Raw genomic sequence first — 22,953 nt, forward strand, 5'->3', positions numbered from 1 at the left:
CGGCCTACGCTAGCCCAGTGGTCGGCGCCCTGCTCTCCGATGGCCTGCACGAGGTCGTCCTGCCGTGGGTCGACCCCGAGCGGGCGTTCCTCGCCCTCTACCGCGAGGCGGACGCCGCCTTCTGGCTCGACTCCGGCCCCGACGCGGTCGCCGGTCGCTCCTACCTCGGGTCCTGCCGCCCCTCCGACGCGATCGTCGTCGAGGCCGGCCACGACGTGTCCGCGGCACTCGCCCGGGTGGAGGCGGAGTCGACCGGTCGCGACCGCGCGCTCGGTCGCTACGGCCACCTCTCCTACGAGGCGGGCGCGCCCTTCGTGTCCCTGCCCGCCGTCGGAGCGACCGAGGGCGATCCGCCCGCGCTGGTCCTGCTCCGCGGCGACCCCGTGCTCGAGTTCGACCACGCCGCCCGCACGCTGCGCGTCGTGGCGACGGCGGAGCGGCGAAGGGAGGCGGACCGCCTGATCGCGGCCCTGGCGGCGCTCGCCGACGAGCCGCTGGGGGATCCCGCTCCCGCCGAGCCCGTCGCCTCCGTGCGCCGCCGGCACGACCGCGCCGCCTACTCCGCTCTCATCGCGCGCTGTCAGGCCGCGATCCGCGCGGGCGACGCCTACCAGCTCTGCCTCACGAACGAGGTCGTCGTGGAGGGACGCTTCGACCCCGTCGAGTGCTACCGGCGCCTGCGCCGCTCGAGCCCCAGCCATCACGGCGGGCTGATCCGCTTCGGGGGCCGGGCTCTCGTGAGCGCGTCGCCCGAGCGCTTCCTGACGCGCGAGGCGGGCGGCCGCGCGGCGACGCATCCGATCAAGGGGACCCGGCCCCGTGGCCGCGACGCCGCGGAGGACGACGCCCTGCGCGCCGAGCTGCTGGCGAGCGTCAAGGAGCGGGCCGAGAACGTCATGATCGTCGATCTGGTCCGCAACGACCTCGCGCGCATCGCCGAGCCGGGCTCCATCCGCGTCGACCGGCTGCTGGAGGTCGAGACCTACCCGCACGTGCACCAGCTCGTCAGCGAGGTGTCGGCGCTGCCCGCGGAGGGGATCGGCGTCGCCGGCCTGATCGCCGCGACGTTCCCGGCCGGCTCGATGACGGGGGCGCCGAAGCGGCGGGCCGTGGAACTCCTCCGGGAGTGGGAGGACGGACCGCGCGGCGTCTACTCCGGAGCCTTCGGCCGCCTCGGCTCGGACGGCTCGATCGACCTCGCCATGACCATCCGGAGCCTCGTGATCGAGCAGGATCGCGCGCGCCTCGGCACCGGCGGCGGCATCACCGCACTCTCGGTGCCCGAGGAGGAGGTCGAGGAGACGCTGCTCAAGGCGCGCGCCCTGCTCGCCGTGCTCGGAGTGCCCCGCGAGGTCGCGGAGGATTCGTCGCCCGGTCGCTGAGGGCCAGTAGGGTTGTTCGTCGGACGCCGCCCCCGACGGGCGCTGCGCGTCCGATCCCACCCTGATGAAGTAGGACACACCTGTGGCAGACGAGACCTCCCAGCAGACCGGCGCGAACGACGAGGACCGCTACGACTTCCGCGCACTGCAAGAGAAGTGGCTCCCGATCTGGGAGGAGACCCGTCCGTTCTCGACGGACCTCCCCGACGACAAGCGCCCCCGCAAGTACGTGCTCGACATGTTCCCGTACCCCTCGGGCGACCTGCACATGGGCCACGCCGAGGCGTACGCGCTCGGCGACGTCATCGCGCGCTACTGGCGCCAGCAGGGCTTCAACGTGCTCCACCCGATCGGCTGGGACAGCTTCGGCCTGCCCGCCGAGAACGCCGCGATCAAGCGCGGACTGAACCCCCGCACCTGGACCTACGACAACATCGAGCAGCAGAAGCGCTCGATGAAGCGCTACGCCGCCTCCTTCGACTGGGACCGCGTCATCCACACGTCCGACCCGGACTACTACAAGTGGAACCAGTGGCTGTTCCTGAAGATGTACGAGAAGGGCTTGGCCTACCGCAAGGACAGCTGGGTCAACTGGGACCCGGTGGACCAGACCGTCCTCGCCAACGAGCAGGTCCTCGCCGACGGCACGTCCGAGCGCTCGGGCGCCGTCGTCGTGAAGAAGAAGCTCACCCAGTGGTACTTCAAGATCACCGACTACGCCGACCGCCTGCTCGACGACCTCAACCAGCTCGAGGGCTCGTGGCCGTCGAAGGTCATCGCGATGCAGCGCAACTGGATCGGCCGCTCCATCGGCGCCGACGTCGAGTTCGAGATCGAGGGCCGCGACGAGCGCGTCACCGTGTTCACGACGCGTCCCGACACCCTCTACGGCGCGACGTTCATGGTCGTCGCCCCCGACTCCGATCTCGCCACCGAGCTGGTCGAGGGATCCGAGCCGGAGCTGCGCGACGCGTTCCGCTCGTACCTCGAGAAGGTGCAGAAGTCGAGCGAGATCGAGCGCCTCACCGCCGACCGCCCCAAGACCGGCGTGTTCCTCGGCCGCTACGCGATCAACCCGGTGAACGGCGAGCGCCTGCCGATCTGGGCCGCCGACTACGTGCTGTCCGACTACGGCCACGGCGCGGTCATGGCCGTGCCCGCGCACGACCAGCGCGACCTCGACTTCGCCCGCGCGTTCGACCTGCCGGTCCGCGTCGTCGTCGACACCTCCGCCCCCGTGACCGGTGCGATCCCCGTGATCCCCGAGGACCCGGAGGAGCTCGCTGCTCTCGAGGCGCGCTACTCGGCCGACCCCGCGATCACCGGCGAGGCGCTGACCGGCGACGGCCGCCTGATGAACTCCGGCCCGCTCGACGGGCTCTCCAAGCGCACCGCCATCGAGCGCGTGATCAAGCTGCTCGAGGAGCGCGGCCGCGGCCGCTCGGCGAAGAACTACCGCCTGCGCGACTGGCTGATCTCGCGCCAGCGCTACTGGGGCACGCCCATCCCGATCATCCACGGCGAGAACGGCGAGCTGATCCCCGTGCCCGAGGACCAGCTGCCGGTGGTCCTCCCGCCGACCGAGGGCCTCGACCTGCAGCCCAAGGGCTCGTCGCCGCTGGGCGCGGCGGAGGACTGGGTGAACGTGCCCAACCCGGTCGACGGCAGCCCCGCGCGCCGCGACCCGGACACGATGGACACGTTCGTCGACTCCTCCTGGTACTTCCTCCGCTTCCTGTCGCCGAACGACGACACGCAGGCGTTCGATCCGAAGCTCGCGGAGAAGTGGGCGCCCGTCGACCAGTACGTCGGAGGCGTGACCCACGCGATCCTGCACCTGCTCTACGCGCGGTTCATCACCAAGGTGCTCTTCGACCTCGGCTACGTGTCCTTCACCGAGCCGTTCACGGCGCTGCTCAACCAGGGCATGGTGCAGATGGACGGCGCCGCGATGTCGAAGTCCAAGGGCAACATCGTGCGCCTGTCGGAGCAGCTCGACGAGTACGGCGTCGACGCCGTGCGCCTGACCATGGCGTTCGCCGGCCCGCCCGAGGACGACATCGACTGGGCCGACGTCTCGCCGTCGGGCAGCGCGAAGTTCCTCGCGCGCGCCTGGCGCCTCGCGAAGGACGTCACCTCGAAGCCCGACATCGAGTGGAAGAACGGAGACGCCGCGCTCCGCCGCCAGACGCACCGCTTCCTCTCGGAGTCGCCCTCGCTGATCGAGGCGTTCAAGTTCAACGTCGTCGTCGCGCGTCTGATGGAGCTCGTCAACGCGACCCGCAAGACGATCGACTCGGGTGCCGGAGGCGGCGACGCCGCGGTGCGCGAGGCCGCCGAGGTCATCGCGATGGCGCTCAACCTGTTCGCGCCCTACACGGCCGAGGACATGTGGAGCCGCCTGGGCTACCAGGGCCCCGTCGCGCACGTCGTCTGGCGCAAGGCCGACCCGACGCTGCTCGTCGAGGAGAAGGTCACCGCGATCCTCCAGGTCGACGGCAAGGTCCGCGACCGCCTCGAGGTGTCGCCCAAGATCTCGTCGGACGAGCTCGAGGAGAAGGCGCGGGCCACGGCCGGCGTCGCGCGTGCTCTCGTCGGCCGCGAGGTCGTCAAGGCGATCGTGCGGGCGCCGCGCCTCGTGAACCTGGTGACGAAGGCCGTCTAGCCCGTCCTCTCGAAGGGGCTCCTCCACAGCGGAGGAGCCCCTGCGTCGTCCACGGATCGTCGCGGTGCGGCCGCTCCGGGCCGCGTCGCGCTCCTACCGTTCTCGGATGCAGACGAGCGACGGGACGGACGACCTCGCACTCCTGCTGCGCCCGCGGCGCTCTCGCGCGCGCTGGCGGATGGGGATGGGTGCCGCCGTCGTGCTCGTCCTCGCGGCGGCCGTGATCGCCGTGCTCCTGGCCGGGGCTCAGGCGAGCGGCAGGAGCCGCGTGCTGCCGGTGGCGTCGTCCGCCGGTACCGCGCCGCCCTCCGAGGCGGCCACGACCGGTCCGCCGACGCTGTACGTGCACGTCGCGGGGGAGGTGGTCGCTCCGGGGCTCTACCTGATGAAGGAGGGAGCACGCGTCGCGGACGCGCTCGCGGCGGCCGGAGGGCTGACCGAGGAGGCGGAGAGCTACGCGGTGAACCTCGCACGACGGATCGTCGACGGGGAGCAGCTGATCGTGCCCGAGGTCGGTGCGGCCCCCGCGCCGGGAGCGGTTCCCGGCGCCGTCGCCGGCTCGGGCCCGATCAGCCTCAGCACGGCGACGGCCGCCCAGCTCGAGGAGCTGCCCGAGGTGGGTCCGGCGACCGCGTCGAAGATCATCGCCTACCGCGAGGCGAACGGTCCCTTCGCGTCCGTCGATCAACTGCTCGAAGTCCCCGGGATCGGCGAGAAGACGCTCGAGGGCTTCCGCGACCAGGTGGCGCCGTGAGGGCGGCGGATCTGCGGCTGCTCCCGGTGGCCGTGCTGACCTGGACGGCGGCCGCGCTCAGCGGACTGCTGCCGGTCTCGATCGTGCTCAAGGCCGGCCCGGGGATCCTGCTCGCGGCCTGGGCCGCCGTCGCCCTCCTCCTCGTGCTCCTCGTCCTCCTCGCGGGTCGGCGGACGCTCCTCGCCGTCCTCGCGGTCCCGGCGGCGGGAGCGGCCCTCGCGATCACCGCGGTCGTCCTCTCGGCACCGGGTGCGCATCCGGAGCCGCTCGTCGAGGCTGCCGAACGGCGCACCCGGATCGCGCTCGAGATCCGGGTCGAGACCGCGGCGCGCCCGCTCGCGACGGGCGGCGTCTGGTTCGACGCCGTCGCGCTCTCGATCGACGCCGAGGAGATCGCCGCGCCCGTGAGGGTCTTCCTGGCGGAGCCGGGAGGGCGCGTCCCGGTCGGCTCCGAGCTCCTGCTGGAGGCACGGGCCGACGGCGGACCCCGGGACCCCGTGGGGGAGCGCACGCTCGTCACGGCGTCCGGGATCCTCGACCGGAGCGCGCCGACGGGGATCGCCGCCGTCGCGGAAGTGCTGCGCTCGAGCTTCCTCGAGCGCACGGCCGTCCTCGGCGGTGACGTGGCGGGTCTGCTGCCCGGTCTCGCGACGGGCGACACGACCGCGCTCACCGCCGACCTCGAGGAGGACATGCGGACGGCCTCCCTCACCCACCTGACCGCGGTCTCCGGCGCGAACTGCGCGGTCGTGGTCGTCGCCGGCTGGCTGCTGGCGTCGCTGCTCGGCGTGAACCGGCTCCTCCGCACCCTCAGCGCCCTGCTCGCCCTCGCCGCCTTCGTCGTCCTCGTCACCCCCGAGCCGAGCGTCGTCCGGGCGGCGACGATGGCGACCGTCGTGCTGCTGGCCCGTCTGGGGAGGCGGTCGGGAGCCGCGGTGCCGGCGCTGCTGGCGAGCGTCGTCCTGCTCGTGATCGCCGATCCGGCCATCGCGGGGAAGCTCGGCTTCGTGCTGTCGGTGCTGGCCACGGCCGGTCTGCTGCTGCTCGCGGAGCCGATCGCGCGCCGACTCGGCGAGGTGCTGCCCCGGCCCCTCGCACTCGTGCTCGCCGTGCCGACGGCCGCCCAGCTCGCCTGCCAGCCCGTCGTGCTGCTGGTGGATCCCACCGTCCCCGTCTACGGAGTCCTGGCGAACCTGCTCGCCGAACCGGCGGCTCCTCTCGCGACGGGGCTCGGACTGATCGGGTGCCTGCTGGCGCCGTGGTGGCCGTGGGGGGCCGATGCGGCCATCCGCTTCGCCGCGGTGCCGACCTGGTGGATCGCGTCGATCGCCCGCGCGGTGTCGAGCTGGCCGATGCCCCGGCTCGCCTGGTGGCCCGGGCTCGCCGGGGTGCTCGCCCTCACCGTGCTGACCGTCCTCGCGCTGCTCCTGCTGACGCGGACGCGTCGCCTCGCAGTGCTGCGCCGCACGGTCGCGGCTGTGCTCGCCGCCCTGCTCGCGGGCACGGCGGCGACCGGAGTGGCTACGCCGCTGCTGCGCTCCGGTTCCGTTCCCCAGGACTGGCGGGTCGCGATGTGCGATGTGGGCCAGGGCGACGCGATCCTCCTCCGGGGCGACGGGGGAGTGCTGCTGGTCGACACGGGGCCGCTGCCGGAGCGTCTCGACGCCTGCCTGTCCCTGCTCGGGGTCGACCGGATCTCGATGCTCGTGCTGACGCACTACGACCTCGACCACGTCGGCGGGCTCGAGGCCGCGGCTCACCGGGTCGACTCCGCGCTCGTCGGTCCCTCCGCCGAGATCGGCGACGAGCGCGACCGGAGCGTCCTCCGCGACGCGGGGGCGGAGGTGCGCGAGACGGAGCAGGGCGAGGAGGGCGCCCTGGGGTCGCTCCGCTGGCGGGTCCTCTGGCCCGAGCGGGGCAGCTCCCTGCGGGGGAACGCGGCCAGCGTGACCCTGCGCGTCGACATCGGCCCCGATTCGGTCGGCGGGCCCCTGTCGATCGCCCTGCTGGGCGACCTGGGTGCGGAGGAGCAGGGGCGCCTCGCGCGGCTTCCGATCGGACCGGTCGACGTGGTCAAGGTCGCGCACCACGGCTCGGCGGATCAGGCGCCCGCCCTCTTTGACGCACTCGACGCCGGTGCCGGTCTCGTCTCCGTCGGCGCCGACAACGACTACGGGCATCCGGCGCCCTCGCTGCTGTCCCTCCTTGCCGGGCGCGGGGTCGAGGCGCTGAGGTCGGACGTCGAGGGTACGGTCGTCCTGGCTTCGCGCAGCGACGGGATAGCGGTGTGGGCGAGCGGTCCGACGGCCGTCCCCGCCGCCTCGGGCGGGCACGGGCAGACCGTAGGGTGGAGGGCGCTCGATCGGGCGGGCGACGGAAGGACGACGGCATGGCAGGCAGAGCCCCCGCGCGCGCGAAGGCGGCGCCCTCGAAGGCGGCGATCCCGCAGCTCGCCTGGAACGAGACGAGGCCCGCCCCCGTCGTCCTGATCACCGGACCCGAGCAGTTCCTCGCCGATCGCGCGCTGCGCTTCCTCCGCGACTTCCTCCGCGCCGAGGATCCGAGCCTCGAGGTCAGCGACATCGACGCCGGAGGCTACGCTCCCGGTGAGCTCCTGACGCTCGCGAGCCCCTCCCTGTTCGACGAGCCGCGTCTGCTGCGCGTCTCGAACGTCGAGAAGTGCACCGACGCCTTCCTGATCGAGGCGGTGGAGTACCTGTCGTCGCCCGCAGACGGAGCGACCGTGGTGCTGCGGCACGGCGGCGGCAACCGCGGCAAGAAGCTGCTCGACGCGATCCGCTCGGGCGCGGGCGGCGGCATCGAGATCGTCTGCGCCGAGCTCAAGCGCGAGAGCGACAAGGTCGACTTCGCCGTCGCCGAGTTCCGCTCCGCTGGCCGCACGGCGACGACCGGCGCGGTCCGAGCCCTCGTGTCGGCCTTCTCGGACGACCTCGACGAGCTCGCCTCCGCATGTCAGCAGCTGATCTCGGACGCCTCGGGCGAGATCACCGAGGCCACCGTCGCCCAGTACTACGGCGGCCGCGTCGAGACCACCGCGTTCACCGTCGCCGACGCCGCGATCGCGGGGCGGCACGGAGAGGCGCTGCTGGGCCTGCGCCACGCGCTGGCGTCCGGAGCGGACCCCGTGCCGATCGTCGCCGCCTTCGCGAGCAAGCTCCGCACCATGGCGAAGGTCGCCGGCTCCCGCGAGGGTTCCGGCCAGATCGCCTCGCGTCTCGGCCTCGCCCCCTGGCAGGTCGACCGCGCCCGCCGCGACCTGCAGGGCTGGACCGGCGACGGACTGGGCACCGCCATCGAGACCGTCGCCGACGCCGACGCGAACGTCAAGGGCGGCGGCCGCGACCCCGTCTACGCCCTCGAGCGCATGGTCTCCGTCATCTCCGCCCGCGGCCTGCACAACTGACGGGGGGTCTCGGTACGCCCCCGCGGGGCTACTCGACCACCGGATCCGGTGGCGGAGGCCCGGCGAGGCGCTGCTCCGTCCCACCCTCCCTCGCTGATCGAGTAGTCCGCGCAGCGGACGTATCGAGATCCCCGTCCTCCCGGAGTCGCCGGGTCTCGGTACGCCCCTGCGGGACTACTCGACCACCGGGTACGGCGGCGGAGGCCCGGCGAGGCGCTGCTCCGTCTCCCCTCTTCTGCTGATCGAGTAGTCCGCGCAGCGGACGTCTCGAGATCCCCGTCCTCCAGGACTCGTCGGGTCTCGAGACGCGCCTCCGGCGCCACCCGAAGGGCGGTCGCATCGTCCATCGAGCGCACCCCTCGACTTCCGAATCACCCCACGCCCCCGCAGGCGTACCCGACCCGCGCAGCGGGAGCCCTCCTCAACCAGCCTGCGCCCCCGCAGCGTCACCCTCGATCCGCGTGCGAGCGGATCGAGGTACGCGGAACGCAGGACGCTCCTCCCACCGCAACCACCCCGGGAAGCCGACCGCGCGACGAGCGACGAGGAACGAGGAGCTCGTCGACCGCGAAGCTGCAACGACGAAGGGTCCGGCCATCGGCCGGACCCTTCGTCGTTGCAGCGGAGCGCAGCGTTACAGCGCCGCGACCTGCTTCGCGATGGCCGACTTGCGGTTCGCGGCCTGGTTCTTGTGGATGACGCCCTTGCTGGCGGCCTTGTCGAGCTTCTTGGCGGCGAACGCGAGGGCGGTCGCGGCCTGGGCGGCGTCGCCGGAGGCGATGGCGGTGTGCACCGAGCGGACGGCGGTCTTGAGCTGGCTCTTGACGGCCTTGTTGCGCTCGTTCGCCTTCTTGTTGGTGAGGTTGCGCTTGATCTGCGACTTGATGTTTGCCACGTGGATTACCTTTTCTCGAATGTGCGTGTGTGCAGCCGGCTACTCGTCGGAGTGCCCCTTCCGGGCGGCGCGGGCCGTCCCGGTGCGACTGGAGGTCGCCGGCTTCTGATCACTCCACACACGTGCCGGTGGTGGAGCGCAAGCCAACAAGGAACTTTAGCGCACCCGTCCTCCCGCTTCAACCGCGCCCCGCCGCGGAGAAGCGGGCAGGGGCGCGGTCGGGCGATACGGTGATCAGTGATGCCACGTCTCGCCGATCACATCCCCGCGGTGCCGCCGTCCGGCATCCGCCGCCTCTTCGAGATCGCCCTCCGCCTCGAGGGCGTCACGTTCCTGTGCGTCGGCGAGCCCGACGTGCCGACTGCGCCGCACATCATCGAGGCCGCTCGTGCCGCGTGGGCGGCCGACGACACGGATTACGGACCCAACGGAGGCATCCCCGAGCTGCGGCGCGCGATCGTCGACAAGCTCGCCCGCGACAACGGCATCCGGGCGGACGTCGAGCAGGTCTGGCTGACCGTCGGCGCCACGCAGGCGCTCTACCAGGCGATGACGTTGACGCTGCGCGCGGGCGACGAGGTCCTCGTCCCGGATCCGGGCTACACCACGTTCACCATGAACGCGCGGATGATCGAGGCCGTCCCGGTGCCGTACACGCTCCGTCCCGAGAACGGCTTCCTCCCCGATCTCGACGAGCTCGAGCGCATCGTCACCGATCGCACCCGCGTGATCATCGTGAACAGCCCGTCGAATCCGCTCGGAGTCGTGCTCCCGCGCCCGCTGCTCGAGCGCCTCCTCGACTTCGCCCGGCGGCACGACCTGTGGATCATCAGCGACGAGGTCTACGAGTACTTCACCTACGGCCGCCCGCACACGAGCCTCGCGAGCATCGCGCAGGAGCTGGGCCACGACGACGACCGCGTCTTCAGCGTCTTCTCGTTCTCGAAGTCGTACGCGATGACCGGCGTGCGCGTCGGCTACCTCGTCACCCCGCCCGGGATGACCTCGACGATGGTCACCGTGCAGGAGGCGGCGATCAGCTGCGTCGCCTCTCCCGATCAGCGCGCGGCCCTCGCCGCTCTGACCGGTCCGCAGGAGGCGGTGGCGGAGGCCTCCGCGCACTACCTCGCGAACCTGCGGCTCGCCACGGCGATCCTCGACGAGCGCGGTATCCGCTTCCGCGAGCCCGAGGGCGCCTTCTACCTCTGGATCGACATGTCGCACGCGACCGGCGGCGACGTCGCCTCGTGGGTCGAGGCGTTCCTCCTCGAGACGCTCGTCGCCGTCGCTCCGGGCAGCGCCTTCGGTCGCACGGGCGAGGGCTGGATCCGGGTCTGCCTCGCGGCGGATCCGGCCGACATCGAGCACGGCCTGCGCACGCTGCCTGCTCCGGTCCGACCGTGAGTGCGGACGGGATCCTCGTGCGCCGCATGCGCGAGGACGAGCACGCGGCGGTGTCGCGACTCCGCCTCGCCGCGTACGCCCACGACTACGCACTGGGAGAGGAGTACGCGGCCGACGTCGCGGACGTCGCTCGGCACGATCGCGAGGGCGAGGTCTGGGTCGCCGAGGACCGCGACGGCCGGATCCTCGCGACCGTCACCACGGCGGCTCCCGGATCGAACCTCTACTCCCTGGGCCGCCCCGGCGAGCTCGACTGGCGGCTGCTCGCGGTCGCCCCGGAGGCGCGCGGGCGCGGCCTCGGGCGCCTGCTCACCGAGTTCGTGGTGATGCTCGCGAGCGAGCGCGGCCTCGAGCGCGTCGTCATGAACAGCGGGACCGACATGGTCGCCGCGCACGCGCTCTACGAGAGCATGGGCTTCGTCCGCCTGGCCGAGCGCGAGAACCCGCCGGGCGTCGAGCCGACGCGCACCTACGGCCTCGACCTGTAGACCACCGAGGGAGCCCGTCACGGCGCCCGCCCGCCGCCGCACCCCGGCCGTGGGACAATGGCCCCACGATGTCTCCACGTGCACACCTCGGGCTCGAGCCCGCCGCGACCGATCCGGCGTCCATCCGCAACTTCTGCATCATCGCCCACATCGATCACGGCAAGTCCACCCTCGCCGATCGCATGCTCGGCATCACGGGCGTGGTCGAGGACCGTGCCATGCGCGCGCAGTACCTCGATCGGATGGACATCGAGCGCGAGCGCGGCATCACCATCAAGTCGCAGGCCGTGCGCATGCCGTGGGAGCACGAGGGCCGGACCTTCGCCCTCAACATGATCGACACCCCCGGGCACGTCGACTTCTCGTACGAGGTGAGCCGCTCGCTGGCCGCCTGCGAGGGCGCGATCCTCCTGGTCGACGCTGCGCAGGGCATCGAGGCGCAGACCCTCGCGAACCTCTACCTCGCGCTCGAGAACGACCTCACGATCATCCCGGTCCTGAACAAGATCGACCTCCCCGCCGCCGACCCGGACAAGTACGCGAAGGAGCTCGCGAGCCTCATCGGCGGCGACCCCGACGACGTGCTGCGCGTGTCGGGCAAGACCGGCATGGGCGTCGAGGCCCTCCTCGACCGCGTCACGCAGCTCATCCCGCCGCCCGTCGGCGACGCCGACGCCCCCGCGCGCGCCATGATCTTCGACTCGGTCTACGACGCCTACCGCGGAGTCGTCACCTACGTCCGCATGATCGACGGCAAGCTCTCGCCGCGCGAGAAGATCCAGATGATGTCGACCCGGGCGACGCACGAGATCCTCGAGATCGGCGTCTCCAGCCCCGAGCCGGTCGCCACGAAGGGCCTCGCGGTCGGCGAGGTGGGGTACCTGATCACCGGAGTGAAGGACGTCCGCCAGTCGAAGGTCGGCGACACGGTCACGACCGCGGCCAAGCCCGCGACTCAGGCGCTGCCCGGTTACACCGAGCCGCTCCCCATGGTCTTCTCGGGCCTCTACCCGATCGACGGCAGCGACTACCCCGATCTCCGCGAGGCGCTCGACAAGCTCAAGCTGTCGGACGCGGCGCTCGTCTACGAGCCCGAGACCTCCGTCGCGCTGGGCTTCGGCTTCCGCTGCGGTTTCCTGGGACTGCTGCACCTCGAGATCGTGACCGAGCGCCTCGACCGCGAGTTCGGCCTCGACCTCATCACCACGGCGCCCTCCGTCATCTACGAGGTGACCACGGAGGACAAGAAGACCGTCACCGTGACGAACCCGAGCGAGTTCCCCGGCGGCAAGATCGCCTCGGTCACCGAGCCGATCGTCAAGGCCGCGATCCTCGCGCCGAAGGACTACGTCGGCACGATCATGGAGCTGTGCCAGAGCCGGCGCGGCACCCTGATCGGCATGGAGTACCTCGGCGAGGACCGGGTCGAGATCCGGTATCACATGCCGCTCGGCGAGATCGTCTTCGACTTCTTCGACAACCTCAAGTCCAAGACCGCCGGCTACGCCTCGCTCGACTACGAGCCGGCCGGCGACCAGGAGGCCGACCTCGTCAAGGTCGACATCCTGCTCCAGGGCGAGCAGGTCGACGCGTTCAGCGCGATCGTGCACCGGGAGAAGGCCTACGCCTACGGGGTCCTCATGACCGGACGCCTGCGGAAGCTCATCCCGCGTCAGCAGTTCGAGGTCCCCATCCAGGCCGCGATCGGCGCCCGCATCATCGCGCGCGAGTCGATCAGCGCGATGCGCAAGGACGTCCTGGCCAAGTGCTACGGCGGTGACATCACCCGCAAGCGCAAGCTCCTCGAGAAGCAGAAGGAGGGCAAGAAGCGCATGAAGATGGTGGGCCGCGTCGAGGTGCCGCAGGAGGCGTTCATCGCCGCGCTCTCGGGCGACGTCGAGACCAAGGACAAGAAGTAGCGTTCTCCCTCCGCTTGTGTGACGTCCCCGGACGGGGGACGTTGCGGCCGCACCGGATACCCCGATAGCTTTCAGACGCCAGACGCGGCTGCAGGTCATCTGCACGGGGGGCTCGAGCGTCGATGGTCGGCCCTTCACCAATTCAACGGAGGGTGGGGACCGTGCAGCTCACGCGCGCGCAAGTCTCGAACAGGAACAGAGTGCGAGCGGCAGTAGCGCTCGCCGGAGTCGCGGCAGTGGCGGCGAGCACGCTCGCCGCAGCAGGACCGGCGGCCGCGATCAACCGGACGGTGCCGGTCTCGCCGTCGCCGTACGTGTGGTCGGACACGTACAAGTACTCGACCGCGCAGGTGGAGGCCGTGTCAGGGGACGCGACGACGCTCGACATCGTCCTGCCGTCGACCGCGAAGCCTGCGGCGTTCACCGAGTGGTCGCACCCCGCCTACGAGACCATCGGATGGGAGATCCAGGACGGCGACGGCATCCTCCTCTCGGGCGACTCCACGCTGAACGCGACGACGAACTCGATCACTCTGACCCTGGAGCAGCCGCTCGGCTCCTTCGGCCTGCCCGGGGCCAAGATCTCCCTCTTCGACGCGGTCGGCCCCGCCGCGGACGCCGTCGCTCCGCAGGGAGCCGCCACGAACACCGGTTTCATCCTCGACATCGACACCTTCGTGAGCGTCGCGGCACCTGGCGCGGGAGCCGACAACGTCATCGACCTGTCGACCTCCACCGCCGCCGCGAAGGTCAACGGCGGCATCTTCTGGGCCGGCGGAGGACGACTGTCGCCCGTCGCCTCGGGTGACGCACTCGTGCTCGAATCCGGAGTCCCCGGGTTCTTCGACCTCCAGGGTGCCGGTGCGAAGGTGGGCATCGGAGCGAACCCCGACATCACCGCGCCGTTCACGGTGGACAGCGACGCATCGGCGATCTCGGTCACGCCCCCGCAGTCCTTCTTCGACCGCTACGCAGGCCAGGTCGGCACCACGCCCGACGCCGGCCCCTCCGTCGTGATCACGGGTGTGAGCAAGGGCGACGAGCAGCCGGCCGGCTCCGTCGTGCGCGTGAAGGCCCCCCTCACCGTCGACGGCACGCCGGTCACCCCGCCGCCCGCCGGCGGCCCGACCGTCACCCGCCTCGCCGGCACCGACCGCCAGGGAACGGCCGTCGAGGTCTCCAAGTCGGTCTTCCGGACCCCCGGCGTCCCGGTCGTCTACATCGCCACCGGCTCGAACTTCCCCGACGCCCTCAGCGCCGGCCCGGCGGCGGCGAAGCAGGGCGGACCGCTCCTGCTCGTCGACACCGACTCGGTGAGCAAGGTCGTCACGGATGAGCTGACGCGCCTCGCGCCGAAGAACATCGTCGTGGTCGGCTCCGCGCTCAGCGTCAGCGACCGCCTCCTCGGCCAGCTCTCCGCCTACGCGCCGGCCGGCAAGACCGTGCGCATCGGCGGAGTGGACCGCTACGACACGTCCCGTCAGCTCATCTCGCGGGTCTTCTCGGGCGGTTCGTCCGACGCATGGCTCGCCACGGGTGAGAAGTTCCCCGACGCCCTGAGCGCCAGCGCGGCGGCCGGCTCGTCCGACGCCCCGGTGGTCCTCGTCAACGGCGGACTGCCGTCGGCCGACGTGACGACGCAGCGGATCGTCTCGGGCCTGCGCGTGACCGATCTGACCATCGCGGGCAGCGCGCTGTCGGTCAGCACCGGCATCGAGAACTCGCTCACCGTGGCGAAGAAGACCCGCATCGGCGGAACGGACCGCTACGACACGTCGGAGCAGCTCAACCGAGCGGCCTTCGGCAAGGCCAGGACGGCCTTCTTCGCGACCGGTGAGAAGTTCCCCGACGCCCTCGCGGGAGCGGCTGCGGCGGGCTACGCGAACGCGCCCCTGTTCGCCGTCCGGCCGGACTGCGTCCCGCAGGCCGTCCTGAACGACCTGAAGAACGCGGGAACGACGCGGGTCGTCCTGCTCGGCGGTGAGGGCACCCTGTCCGACGCCGTCGCGAAGCTCACGCCCTGCGCCTGAGTCGACTCCCCGGAGCCCGGGTCCTCGCTGCTGACGGCAGGAGGGCCCGGGCTCTTCCCGTGCACCGGGCCCACCCGTCACACTGTCGGATACGCTGGGTCGAATGGACGGACATGCCCGCGGGACGGGATCGGCGATGCTGACGGACTCGAGGACCTCACCTCTCGGCGAGGCCGCACCGGCGACGGGGGCCGCGAAGTGAGCGTCCGGCGCTCGAGCTTCGAGGGGCAGCCGCAGGTCACCTACGCGGCCGTCGGCGGCACTCTCGCCCCCGACCTCCTCGAGTACCCGCCGGACGGCTTCACCGCCGAGCGGTTCGAGGCGCGCCTGGGCTCGGGCGACGAGCGCTTCGCCATCACGACCGCCTCGCTGATGACGTGGGGCGTGCAGCGCGGCAGCGGCATCCGCGTCGAGGACATCACCAGCGGCAGCGGCGTGCAGTACACCGGGGTCAACTTCGACTCGGCCGGCACCCCCATCGACCTCACGAGCCGCCCCACTGAGGAGCGGTTCGGCCCGGACGGCACCCCCTACATCACCGCCGGCGTCACCGCCGTGCTCAAGATCGACCTCCTCGGCCGGACCTTCGACGCCCCCGTGCGCGTCGTCTACGTCGTCGACGAGCCCGATCAGGTCGGCTTCGCCTACGGCACGCTCGAGGGGCACCCCGAGAGCGGCGAGGAGTCCTTCGTGGTCGAGAAGCGGGCCGACGACTCCGTCTGGCTCGTCATCCGCGTCTTCTCGCGTCCCTCCACCCGCCTCTACCGACTCGGCACGCCCGTGCTGCGCGCGGTGCAGAAGAGGCAGGTCAAGAAGTACCTGCGCGCCCTGCTCCCGGCGCGCGTCAGCTGACGTGGGCAGCGCCCTCCCTCTCGCCGATCCCGCTCCGCTTGACGGGCTCCTGCCCGCCTCCGTCGCCACGGGCGCGGAGCAGCGCGACCTCGGCCTGTACGTCCACGTCCCGTTCTGCCGGGTGCGCTGCGGCTACTGCGACTTCAACACCTACACCGCGACCGAGCTGCGCGGAGCGAAGCAGTCCGACTACGCCGAGCAGGCCGTCGCCGAGATGACGCTCGGCGCCGAGGTGCTCCGGCGGGCCGGGCTCCCCGAGCGGCCGGCCGCCACGGTCTTCTTCGGCGGAGGGACGCCCACGCTCCTCCCGGCCGAGGACCTCGTCCGCATGCTCGACGGGTTGCGCATCCGCTTCGGCATCGCCGAGGGCGCCGAGATCACGACCGAGGCGAACCCCGACTCCGTCGACGCCGCCTACCTGCGCACGCTCGCCGACGCGGGATTCACGCGGGTCAGCTTCGGGATGCAGTCGGCCGTGCCGCACGTGCTCGCGACCCTCGAGCGCACGCACGACCCCGAGCGCGTCCCGCTGGTGGTCGAGTGGGCGCGCGAGGCGGGCCTGCAGGTGAGCCTCGACCTCATCTACGGCACGCCGGGGGAGTCGCTCGCCGACTGGGAGCGCTCGCTCGACTCCGCCCTCGCGAACCGCCCCGACCACCTCTCGGCGTACGCGCTGATCGTCGAGGACGGCACCAAGCTCGCGCGCCAGATCCGCCGGGGCGAGGTGGCGACCCCCGACGACGACCTGACGGCGGACATGTACGAGCTGGCGGATGCCCGACTCGCGAGTGCGGGCTACTCCTGGTACGAGGTGAGCAACTGGGCGATCGACGACGCGCACCGGTCGCGGCACAACCTGTCGTACTGGCTCGGGCACGACTGGTGGGGCGTCGGACCGGGCGCGCACAGCCACGTGGGCGGTGTCCGCTGGTGGAACGTGAAGCACCCGGCGGCCTACGCCGACCGCCTGCGCGTGGGATCCTCCCCGGCGGCCGGCCGGGAGACGCTCGACGGGGCGACGCGCGGAGTCGAGGACGTGCTGCTGCGCTCGCGCCTGTCGGACGGGCTGCCGATCGACTCCATCGATCCGGAGCGCCGCCGCGAGGTCGCGGGCCTCATCGCCGACGGGCTGATCGAGGGTCGCGCGGCGCTGCAGGGCCGCGTGGTGCTGACGCTGCGCGGCCGTCTGCTGGCCGACGCGGTCGTGCGGCGCCTGACCGACGGCTGATCCGGCGCCTCGAGACCCGCCGTTCCCGGGGATGCGACCAGCGGGGGTGCGGTGATCTCGTGCTTGCTGGTCGAGTAGCCCGCGCAGCGGGCGTATCGAGACCGACCCCTGCAGAGGACGCGGGTCTCGATACGCCGCCCGTGGCGGCTACTCGACCAGCGAGGAGGAACGCCGCCCGCGGCGGCTGCTCGACCAGCGGGGGCGACGTCACTCCGCTGGTCGAGCAGCCCGCGCAGCGGGCGCATCGAGACCCGCGACTCCCGGACCTACTTGAAGAACGGGATGCTCAGCGGGTACGTGTAGTACTCGCCGGCGCTCGCGCGCACCGAGGCGATGATCGCGAAGACGATCACGAGGATCGGCACCACGAGGAACACGATGAAGCCGACCAGCACGAACGACAGGATCGTGCCCGCCACGTAGGCGATCAGCGTCGTGAGGTGGAAGTTCAGCGCGGTCTTCGCGTGGGCCTCCAGGAACGGCCCGCGGCCCTTGAAGACCAGGTACACGATCAGCGACGGGATGAAGCTGAAGAAGATGCCGAGGACGTGGGTGACGATCGCCCAGGTCTTCTCGTCGGCCGGATTCAGCGGCGGCGCGGGAGTGCTGTACGCGGGGGGCGGGGGAGGGGGCGGCGTGGTCGACATGTGGGCTCCTGATTCCGACGTGATCGCGCCGGGCGACCCCCGTGCGCACGGCGTCCATCGTGGCACGTCGTGCGGCGCGCTGTCCCGCCACCGCGCGGATCGCGGTCGGACCCCTCCGCGGCCCTGCTCGCGGGTATGATTGGCACTCGGAGTTGCGGAGTGCCAAGCTCCGAGCGGCGCGACGGCGCCGCGGTGGTCCGTGCCGCGAGGCACGCGGAGCCCGGCGGGAGGTCGGTCGTATGGTGACGGAGCGCGGTCTCCAGGTCCTGCGCGTGATCGTGCAGGACTACGTGGCCCATCGCGAGCCCGTGGGCTCGAAGTCGATCGTCGAGCGGCACGCCTTCGGCGTCTCGGCGGCGACCATCCGGAACGAGATGGCGCAGCTCGAGGAGGAGGAGCTCATCGCGGCTCCGCACACCTCCTCCGGACGGGTGCCGACCGACAAGGGCTACCGCCTCTTCGTCGATCGGCTCACCGATCTGCGCCCGCTCACCGCGGCGCAGCGGCAGGCCATCGAGACCTTCCTCGGGCAGAGCCCCGATCTCGACGAGGTGCTGGTGAAGACCGTGCGGCTGCTCTCGCAGCTCACGAACAGCGTCGCCCTCGTGCAGTACCCCTCGTTCGGAGCCGCGCGGATCCGCCACGTGGAGCTCGTCGCCCTCGCGCCGCGCCGCCTGCTCTCGGTGCTCATCACCGACACCGGCCGGGTGGATCAGCGCGTCCTCGAGACCCCCGCCGACATCGACGACGAGTTCCTCGGCGAGATCCGCGCCAAGCTGAACACGGCCGTCCTGGGCCTGGGGCTCCAGGCCGCCGCCGAGACGCTGCAGTCGGCCGCCGAGCGCTTCACGCCCGAGCGGCGCGACGTCCTGGCTCCGATCCTGCAGACCCTGCTCGAGCAGGTCGGCGCCAACCGCCAGGACCGCCTGGTGATGGCCGGCGCGGCCAACCTCGTCCGCACCGAGGAGGACTTCTCGGGCAGCATCTACCCGGTGCTCGAGGCGATCGAGGAGCAGGTGGAGCTGCTGCGCCTGTTCGCCGAGATGGTCCCGGATCCGCGCGGCATCTCGGTGCGCATCGGCCGCGAGAACGCGCCCTTCGGTCTCCAGGAGACGTCCGTCCTCACCAGCGGCTACAACACTGCCGGCGGCCAGGTCTCGCGCCTGGGGGTCCTCGGACCGATCAGGATGGACTACTCCGGCAACATCGCCGCGGTGCGCGCCGTCGCCCGCTACCTCTCCCGCCTCCTCGGCGAGGACTAGCCCGCTCTTCCCGACTCGCCGGTCGCCCCGGCTCCCATCAGGTCCGCCGTGCCCGGTGCACCGACCCACGAACGAAGGACGAAGCCACCTGTGGCCGATCACTACGAAGTGCTGGGCGTCGCCCGCGACGCCTCCGCCGACGAGATCAAGAAGGCGTACCGCCGACTCGCCCGCGAGCTCCACCCCGACGTCAATCCGAGCGCCGACGCCTCCGAGCGCTTCAAGCTCGTCACGCACGCCTACGACGTCCTGAGCGACGCGCAGCAGCGCCAGCAGTACGACCGCGGACCCCAGGAGGGCTTCCCCGGCGGCGCACAGGGCTTCGGCGGATTCGGCGACATCTTCGAGACGTTCTTCGGCCAGGGTGCGCAGGGCTCGTCCCGCGGGCCCCGCTCCCGTCGCGAGCGCGGCCAGGACGCGCTTCTGCGCGTCGAGGTGTCGCTCGACGAGGTCATCTTCGGCACGCACCGCGACCTCGAGGTCGACACGGCGGTGCTCTGCGAGACCTGCCAGGGGTCGTGCTGCCAGCCCGGCACGTCGCCGGTCACCTGCGACATCTGCCACGGCTCCGGCCAGATCCAGCGCACCGTCCGCTCGCTCCTGGGCAACGTGATGACGGCCAGCCCCTGCGGCACGTGCCGCGGCTACGGAACCGTCATCGCCACCCCGTGCTCGACCTGCCAGGGCCAGGGTCGCGTGCGCGCGCGCCGCACGATCCCCGTCGACGTCCCCGCGGGCGTCGACACGGGCCTCCGCCTGCAGATGCCGGGCAGCGGCGAGGTCGGCCCGGCGGGCGGCCCCAACGGCGATCTCTACCTCGAGATCAAGGTCAAGCACCACGATGTTTTCAGCCGCAACGGCGACGACCTGCTCGCCACCCTCGAGGTGCAGATGACCGATGCGATCCTCGGCTCCACGACGACGCTCGCGGCGCTCGACGGCGACATCGAGATCGAGATCAAGCCCGGGACGCAGAGCACCGAGATCGTCACGATCAAGGGGCGCGGAGTGACGAAGCTGCGCGGCAACGGCCGCGGCGACCTGCGCGTGGGCATCCAGGTCGTCACTCCGACCAAGCTCGGGCACCGCGAGCGCGAGCTCGTGCAGGAGTTCGCGAAGCACTACAAGCCGCAGAAGCCCGCGCTGACCCACTTCCAGCAGGGCCTCTTCTCGAAGCTCCGCGACCGCTTCCTCGGCTGATCGGAGCGCGGCCGTGGCCCACCACTACATCGACGAGTCGCTCGACTCCGGCGACGTCGTCGTCGGCGGTCGACTGGCCCTGACCGGCGCGGAGGCGCGCCACGCCGCGACGGTGAGCCGGATCCGCGCCGGTGAGACGATCCGCGTCGGAGACGGGCGCGGCCGCGTCGCGACGGCCGTCGTCGAGAGCTCGGAGCCGTCGAGGGTGGTGCTCGTCGTCGAGTCCGTGGAGGAGGCGGCCCCGCCATCGCCGAGGCTCGTGCTCGTGCAGGCCCTCGCGAAGGGCGACCGGGACGAGCTCGCCGTGCAGGCCGCGACCGAGCTGGGGGTCGACGAAGTGGTGCCGTGGCAGGCCGCCCGCTCGATCTCGCGCTGGAGCGGCCCCAAGGAGGAGAAGGGCCGCGAGCGCTGGCGCAGCATCGTCCGCGAGGCGAGCAAGCAGTCGCTCCGGGCCCGGGTGCCCGAGGTCTCGCCGCTCGCGTTGACGCGCGCGCTCGCGGACCGCGCGGCGACCGACCGTGTCCTCGTGCTGGAGCCGTCGGCCGAGGTCCGCCTGTCGGCGATCGAGCCCGACGGCCGCGATCTCGTGCTCGTCGTGGGACCCGAGGGCGGCGTCGCTCCGGAGGAGCTGCGGCTGCTCGCGGAGGCGGGCGCCGAGGCCGTCGCGCTCGGCGACACCGTGCTGCGCACCTCCACCGCCGGCCCCGCGGCCATCGCCGTGCTCTCGGCGCGACTGGGCCGCTGGTAGCAGGAGCGCGCGCTGACGGCGAACGGGGCCCCGTTCGAGGCCGCCCGCCGTTTAAGATGAAGGCATGAGCGAACCCACCGTCTTCACGCGCATCGTCCGGGGCGAGATCCCCGCCGACGTGGTGTTCGAGAACGAGCGGGTTCTCGCCATCACCGACATCGCGCCGAAAGCGCCGGTCCACCTCCTGATCTTCCCCAAGACCCAGGAGTACGCGACGGTCGCCGAGCTCGGCGCCGCCGACCCGGCCCTCCTCGCTGAGATGGTGCAGGTCGCGCAGACCCTGGCCGACGCCCACTGCGGCGGGCAGTTCCGCCTCGTCTTCAACTCGGGCGAAGCGGCCGGCCAGACCGTGTTCCACGTCCACGCCCACGTCCTGGGCGGACATCTGACGGAAGGCTCCCTTGCCACCGGTTGACCACGCGGGCGACGAGCCCGTCTCTCCGACCACCGCCGAGTCGCTCGCGACCGGCTCGACGACACCCGGCCCGACGCGGCGCGTCGTCGCCGTCGACGGAGTCGCCATGGTGCGCCTCCTCGGACCTCAGGACCGCCTCATCCGAGCGGTCGAATCGCGATTCCCCGATGTCCAGGTGCACGTGCGCGGCAACGAGGTGACGCTCGAGGGCGAGCGCGCACCCGTCTCCGCGGCGACGCGACTGGTGGAAGAACTGGTGACCATGACCGCAGGCGGCCACGACCTCGACCCCGAGGGAGTCCGCGAGTCCGCTCGCATCCTCGAGAGCGGCGGGCCGGTCAGCCCGGCCGAGGCGTTCGGGCAGGCGATCCTGACCGCGCGCGGCAAGAGCATCCGCCCGAAGACTCTCGGGCAGCGCGAGTACGTCGACGCCGTCGATCAGAACACCATCGTGTTCGGCATCGGCCCCGCCGGAACGGGCAAGACCTACCTCGCGATGGCGAAGGCCGTCCAGGCCCTGCAGCGCAAGGAGGTCGAGCGGATCATCCTGACCCGCCCGGCGGTGGAGGCGGGGGAGCGGCTCGGCTACCTGCCCGGCTCGCTCACCGACAAGATCGACCCGTACCTGCGCCCGCTCTACGACGCCCTCAACGAGATGATGGACCCGGAGATCGTGCCCAAGCTCCTGGCCGCCGGCACGATCGAGGTCGCTCCGCTCGCCTACATGCGCGGGCGCACGCTCAACAACTCGTTCGTCGTGCTCGACGAGGCGCAGAACACCACGCCCGAGCAGATGAAGATGTTCCTCACCCGGCTGGGCTTCGGCTCGCGGATGGTCATCACCGGCGACATCACGCAGGTCGACCTGCCCACCGGCGCCAGCGGTCTGCGGCTCGTCACGCGCGTGCTCGACGGGATCGACGACATCCACTTCTCGAGGCTGACCAGCGAGGACGTGGTGCGCCACAGCCTCGTCGGCCGCATCGTGGACGCGTACACCGAGTACGACCAGCAGAAGCAGGCGCAGCACTACGAGCGCGAGCAGGCGCGCGAGTTCGCCAACCGCGCGGAGCGGCGCGCGGGCTCGGCCCGCTCCGCCGGCGACGCGCAGCCCAAGCGCCCGCGCGGCTGACCCGCGCACCCGACCCACTCCGACGAAGAGGAACACCGCCCCCGTGAGCATCGAGATCAACAACGAGTCGAGCGTCCCCGTCGACGAGGCGGCGCTGCTGCGCCTCGCCGGCTACGCGCTCGACTCGCTGCACGTGCACCCCGACGCCGAGCTCGCGATCGTCCTGGTCGACGAGGGCGCGATGGAGCAGCTGCACGTGCAGTGGATGGACGAGCCGGGACCGACCGACGTGCTCAGCTTCCCGATGGACGAGCTGCGTCCCGGCACCGAGGACGAGCAGACCCCGGCGGGCCTGCTCGGCGACATCGTGCTCTGCCCGCAGGTCGCGCAGACCCAGGCCGAGGCCGCGGGCCACTCCGTCCTCGACGAGCTGCTGCTGCTGACCGCGCACGGGCTCCTGCACCTGCTCGGCTTCGACCACGCGGAGGCGGAGGAGGAGCGCGAGATGTTCGGCATCCAGCGCGACATCCTCGTGGGCTTCCACATCAGCGAGCGACGCCGCTAGGTC

General features: G+C 71.8%; 19 protein-coding genes. 17 read left to right on the forward strand and 2 right to left on the reverse strand.

What is annotated here, in order from left to right:
- The first annotated feature begins 17 nt into the window (after positions 1–17).
- The 5 genes from C1I63_RS12575 to holA all read left to right on the forward strand — a co-directional run bounded on the left by C1I63_RS12575 (position 18) and on the right by holA (position 8,225).
- Positions 18–1,382 (forward strand): anthranilate synthase component I family protein, encoded by a 1,365-nt coding sequence (locus tag C1I63_RS12575; RefSeq protein ID WP_244907063.1) that lies wholly within the window; start codon positions 18–20, stop codon positions 1,380–1,382.
- 82 nt (positions 1,383–1,464) lie between these two features.
- Positions 1,465–4,047, forward strand: a complete 2,583-nt coding sequence (gene leuS / locus C1I63_RS12580; protein ID WP_107575003.1) for a leucine--tRNA ligase — start codon at positions 1,465–1,467, stop codon at positions 4,045–4,047.
- Positions 4,048–4,153: 106 nt separating this feature from the next.
- Positions 4,154–4,801, forward strand: a complete 648-nt coding sequence (locus C1I63_RS12585; RefSeq protein WP_244907064.1) for a ComEA family DNA-binding protein — start codon at positions 4,154–4,156, stop codon at positions 4,799–4,801.
- Positions 4,798–7,290 carry a ComEC/Rec2 family competence protein gene (locus C1I63_RS12590; RefSeq protein WP_107575004.1) on the forward strand — a complete coding sequence of 831 codons (2,493 nt, stop codon included), beginning with the start codon at positions 4,798–4,800 and terminating at the stop codon, positions 7,288–7,290. The genes C1I63_RS12585 and C1I63_RS12590 overlap by 4 nt, the downstream gene beginning before the upstream one ends.
- Positions 7,191–8,225, forward strand: coding sequence for a DNA polymerase III subunit delta (gene holA / locus C1I63_RS12595; protein ID WP_055792927.1), 1,035 nt, complete (start codon positions 7,191–7,193; stop codon positions 8,223–8,225). Before C1I63_RS12590 ends, holA begins: the two co-directional genes overlap by 100 nt.
- 634 nt (positions 8,226–8,859) lie before the next feature.
- Here the strand turns inward: holA and rpsT are convergent.
- Positions 8,860–9,120, reverse strand: a complete 261-nt coding sequence (gene rpsT / locus C1I63_RS12600; protein WP_055792923.1) for a 30S ribosomal protein S20 — start codon at positions 9,118–9,120, stop codon at positions 8,860–8,862.
- A gap of 240 nt (positions 9,121–9,360) precedes the next feature.
- Here rpsT and C1I63_RS12605 point away from each other — a divergent pair, with 240 nt between their 5' ends.
- The 6 genes from C1I63_RS12605 (at position 9,361) to hemW (ending at position 17,041) form a co-directional block, all read left to right on the forward strand.
- The gene (locus tag C1I63_RS12605; RefSeq protein ID WP_107575005.1) at positions 9,361–10,524 is read left to right on the forward strand and encodes a pyridoxal phosphate-dependent aminotransferase; all 1,164 of its coding nucleotides are present in this window, start codon (positions 9,361–9,363) and stop codon (positions 10,522–10,524) included.
- On the forward strand, positions 10,521–11,012 hold the full coding sequence (locus C1I63_RS12610; RefSeq protein ID WP_244907065.1) for a GNAT family N-acetyltransferase: 492 nt from the start codon (positions 10,521–10,523) through the stop codon (positions 11,010–11,012). Before C1I63_RS12605 ends, C1I63_RS12610 begins: the two co-directional genes overlap by 4 nt.
- Positions 11,013–11,080: 68 nt before the next feature.
- Positions 11,081–12,931 (forward strand): translation elongation factor 4, encoded by a 1,851-nt coding sequence (lepA, locus tag C1I63_RS12615; RefSeq protein ID WP_055792916.1) that lies wholly within the window; start codon positions 11,081–11,083, stop codon positions 12,929–12,931.
- A gap of 200 nt (positions 12,932–13,131) precedes the next feature.
- Complete coding sequence (locus tag C1I63_RS12620) at positions 13,132–14,961, forward strand: cell wall-binding repeat-containing protein (RefSeq protein WP_146168462.1); 1,830 nt, start codon at positions 13,132–13,134, stop codon at positions 14,959–14,961.
- Positions 14,962–15,159: 198 nt separating this feature from the next.
- Positions 15,160–15,813, forward strand: coding sequence for a DUF1990 domain-containing protein (locus C1I63_RS12625; RefSeq protein WP_055792909.1), 654 nt, complete (start codon positions 15,160–15,162; stop codon positions 15,811–15,813).
- 1 nt (position 15,814) lies between these two features.
- Complete coding sequence (gene hemW / locus C1I63_RS12630) at positions 15,815–17,041, forward strand: radical SAM family heme chaperone HemW (protein ID WP_107575007.1); 1,227 nt, start codon at positions 15,815–15,817, stop codon at positions 17,039–17,041.
- Positions 17,042–17,307: 266 nt separating this feature from the next.
- On the opposite strand, the gene C1I63_RS12635 is transcribed toward hemW, so the two are convergent.
- Positions 17,308–17,688, reverse strand: a complete 381-nt coding sequence (locus C1I63_RS12635) for a DUF4870 domain-containing protein (protein WP_055792903.1) — start codon at positions 17,686–17,688, stop codon at positions 17,308–17,310.
- Between the two features lie 239 nt (positions 17,689–17,927).
- On the opposite strand from C1I63_RS12635, the gene hrcA reads away from it, so the two are divergent.
- The 6 genes from hrcA (at position 17,928) to ybeY (ending at position 22,950) form a co-directional block, all read left to right on the forward strand.
- Positions 17,928–18,950 (forward strand): heat-inducible transcriptional repressor HrcA, encoded by a 1,023-nt coding sequence (hrcA, locus tag C1I63_RS12640; RefSeq protein WP_055792900.1) that lies wholly within the window; start codon positions 17,928–17,930, stop codon positions 18,948–18,950.
- Between the two features lie 90 nt (positions 18,951–19,040).
- Positions 19,041–20,150 carry a molecular chaperone DnaJ gene (gene dnaJ / locus C1I63_RS12645; protein ID WP_055792897.1) on the forward strand — a complete coding sequence of 370 codons (1,110 nt, stop codon included), beginning with the start codon at positions 19,041–19,043 and terminating at the stop codon, positions 20,148–20,150.
- Positions 20,151–20,163: 13 nt separating this feature from the next.
- Positions 20,164–20,898 (forward strand): 16S rRNA (uracil(1498)-N(3))-methyltransferase, encoded by a 735-nt coding sequence (locus tag C1I63_RS12650; RefSeq protein WP_107575008.1) that lies wholly within the window; start codon positions 20,164–20,166, stop codon positions 20,896–20,898.
- 64 nt (positions 20,899–20,962) lie between these two features.
- The gene (locus C1I63_RS12655; protein ID WP_055792890.1) at positions 20,963–21,313 is read left to right on the forward strand and encodes a histidine triad nucleotide-binding protein; all 351 of its coding nucleotides are present in this window, start codon (positions 20,963–20,965) and stop codon (positions 21,311–21,313) included.
- 106 nt (positions 21,314–21,419) lie between these two features.
- Positions 21,420–22,445, forward strand: coding sequence for a PhoH family protein (locus tag C1I63_RS12660; RefSeq protein WP_107575860.1), 1,026 nt, complete (start codon positions 21,420–21,422; stop codon positions 22,443–22,445).
- A 43-nt stretch (positions 22,446–22,488) separates the two neighbouring features.
- Positions 22,489–22,950 carry an rRNA maturation RNase YbeY gene (gene ybeY, locus C1I63_RS12665; protein ID WP_055792884.1) on the forward strand — a complete coding sequence of 154 codons (462 nt, stop codon included), beginning with the start codon at positions 22,489–22,491 and terminating at the stop codon, positions 22,948–22,950.
- Positions 22,951–22,953: the final 3 nt, after the last annotated feature.

The organism is Rathayibacter caricis DSM 15933, assembly GCF_003044275.1.
GTDB lineage: Bacteria > Actinomycetota > Actinomycetes > Actinomycetales > Microbacteriaceae > Rathayibacter > Rathayibacter caricis.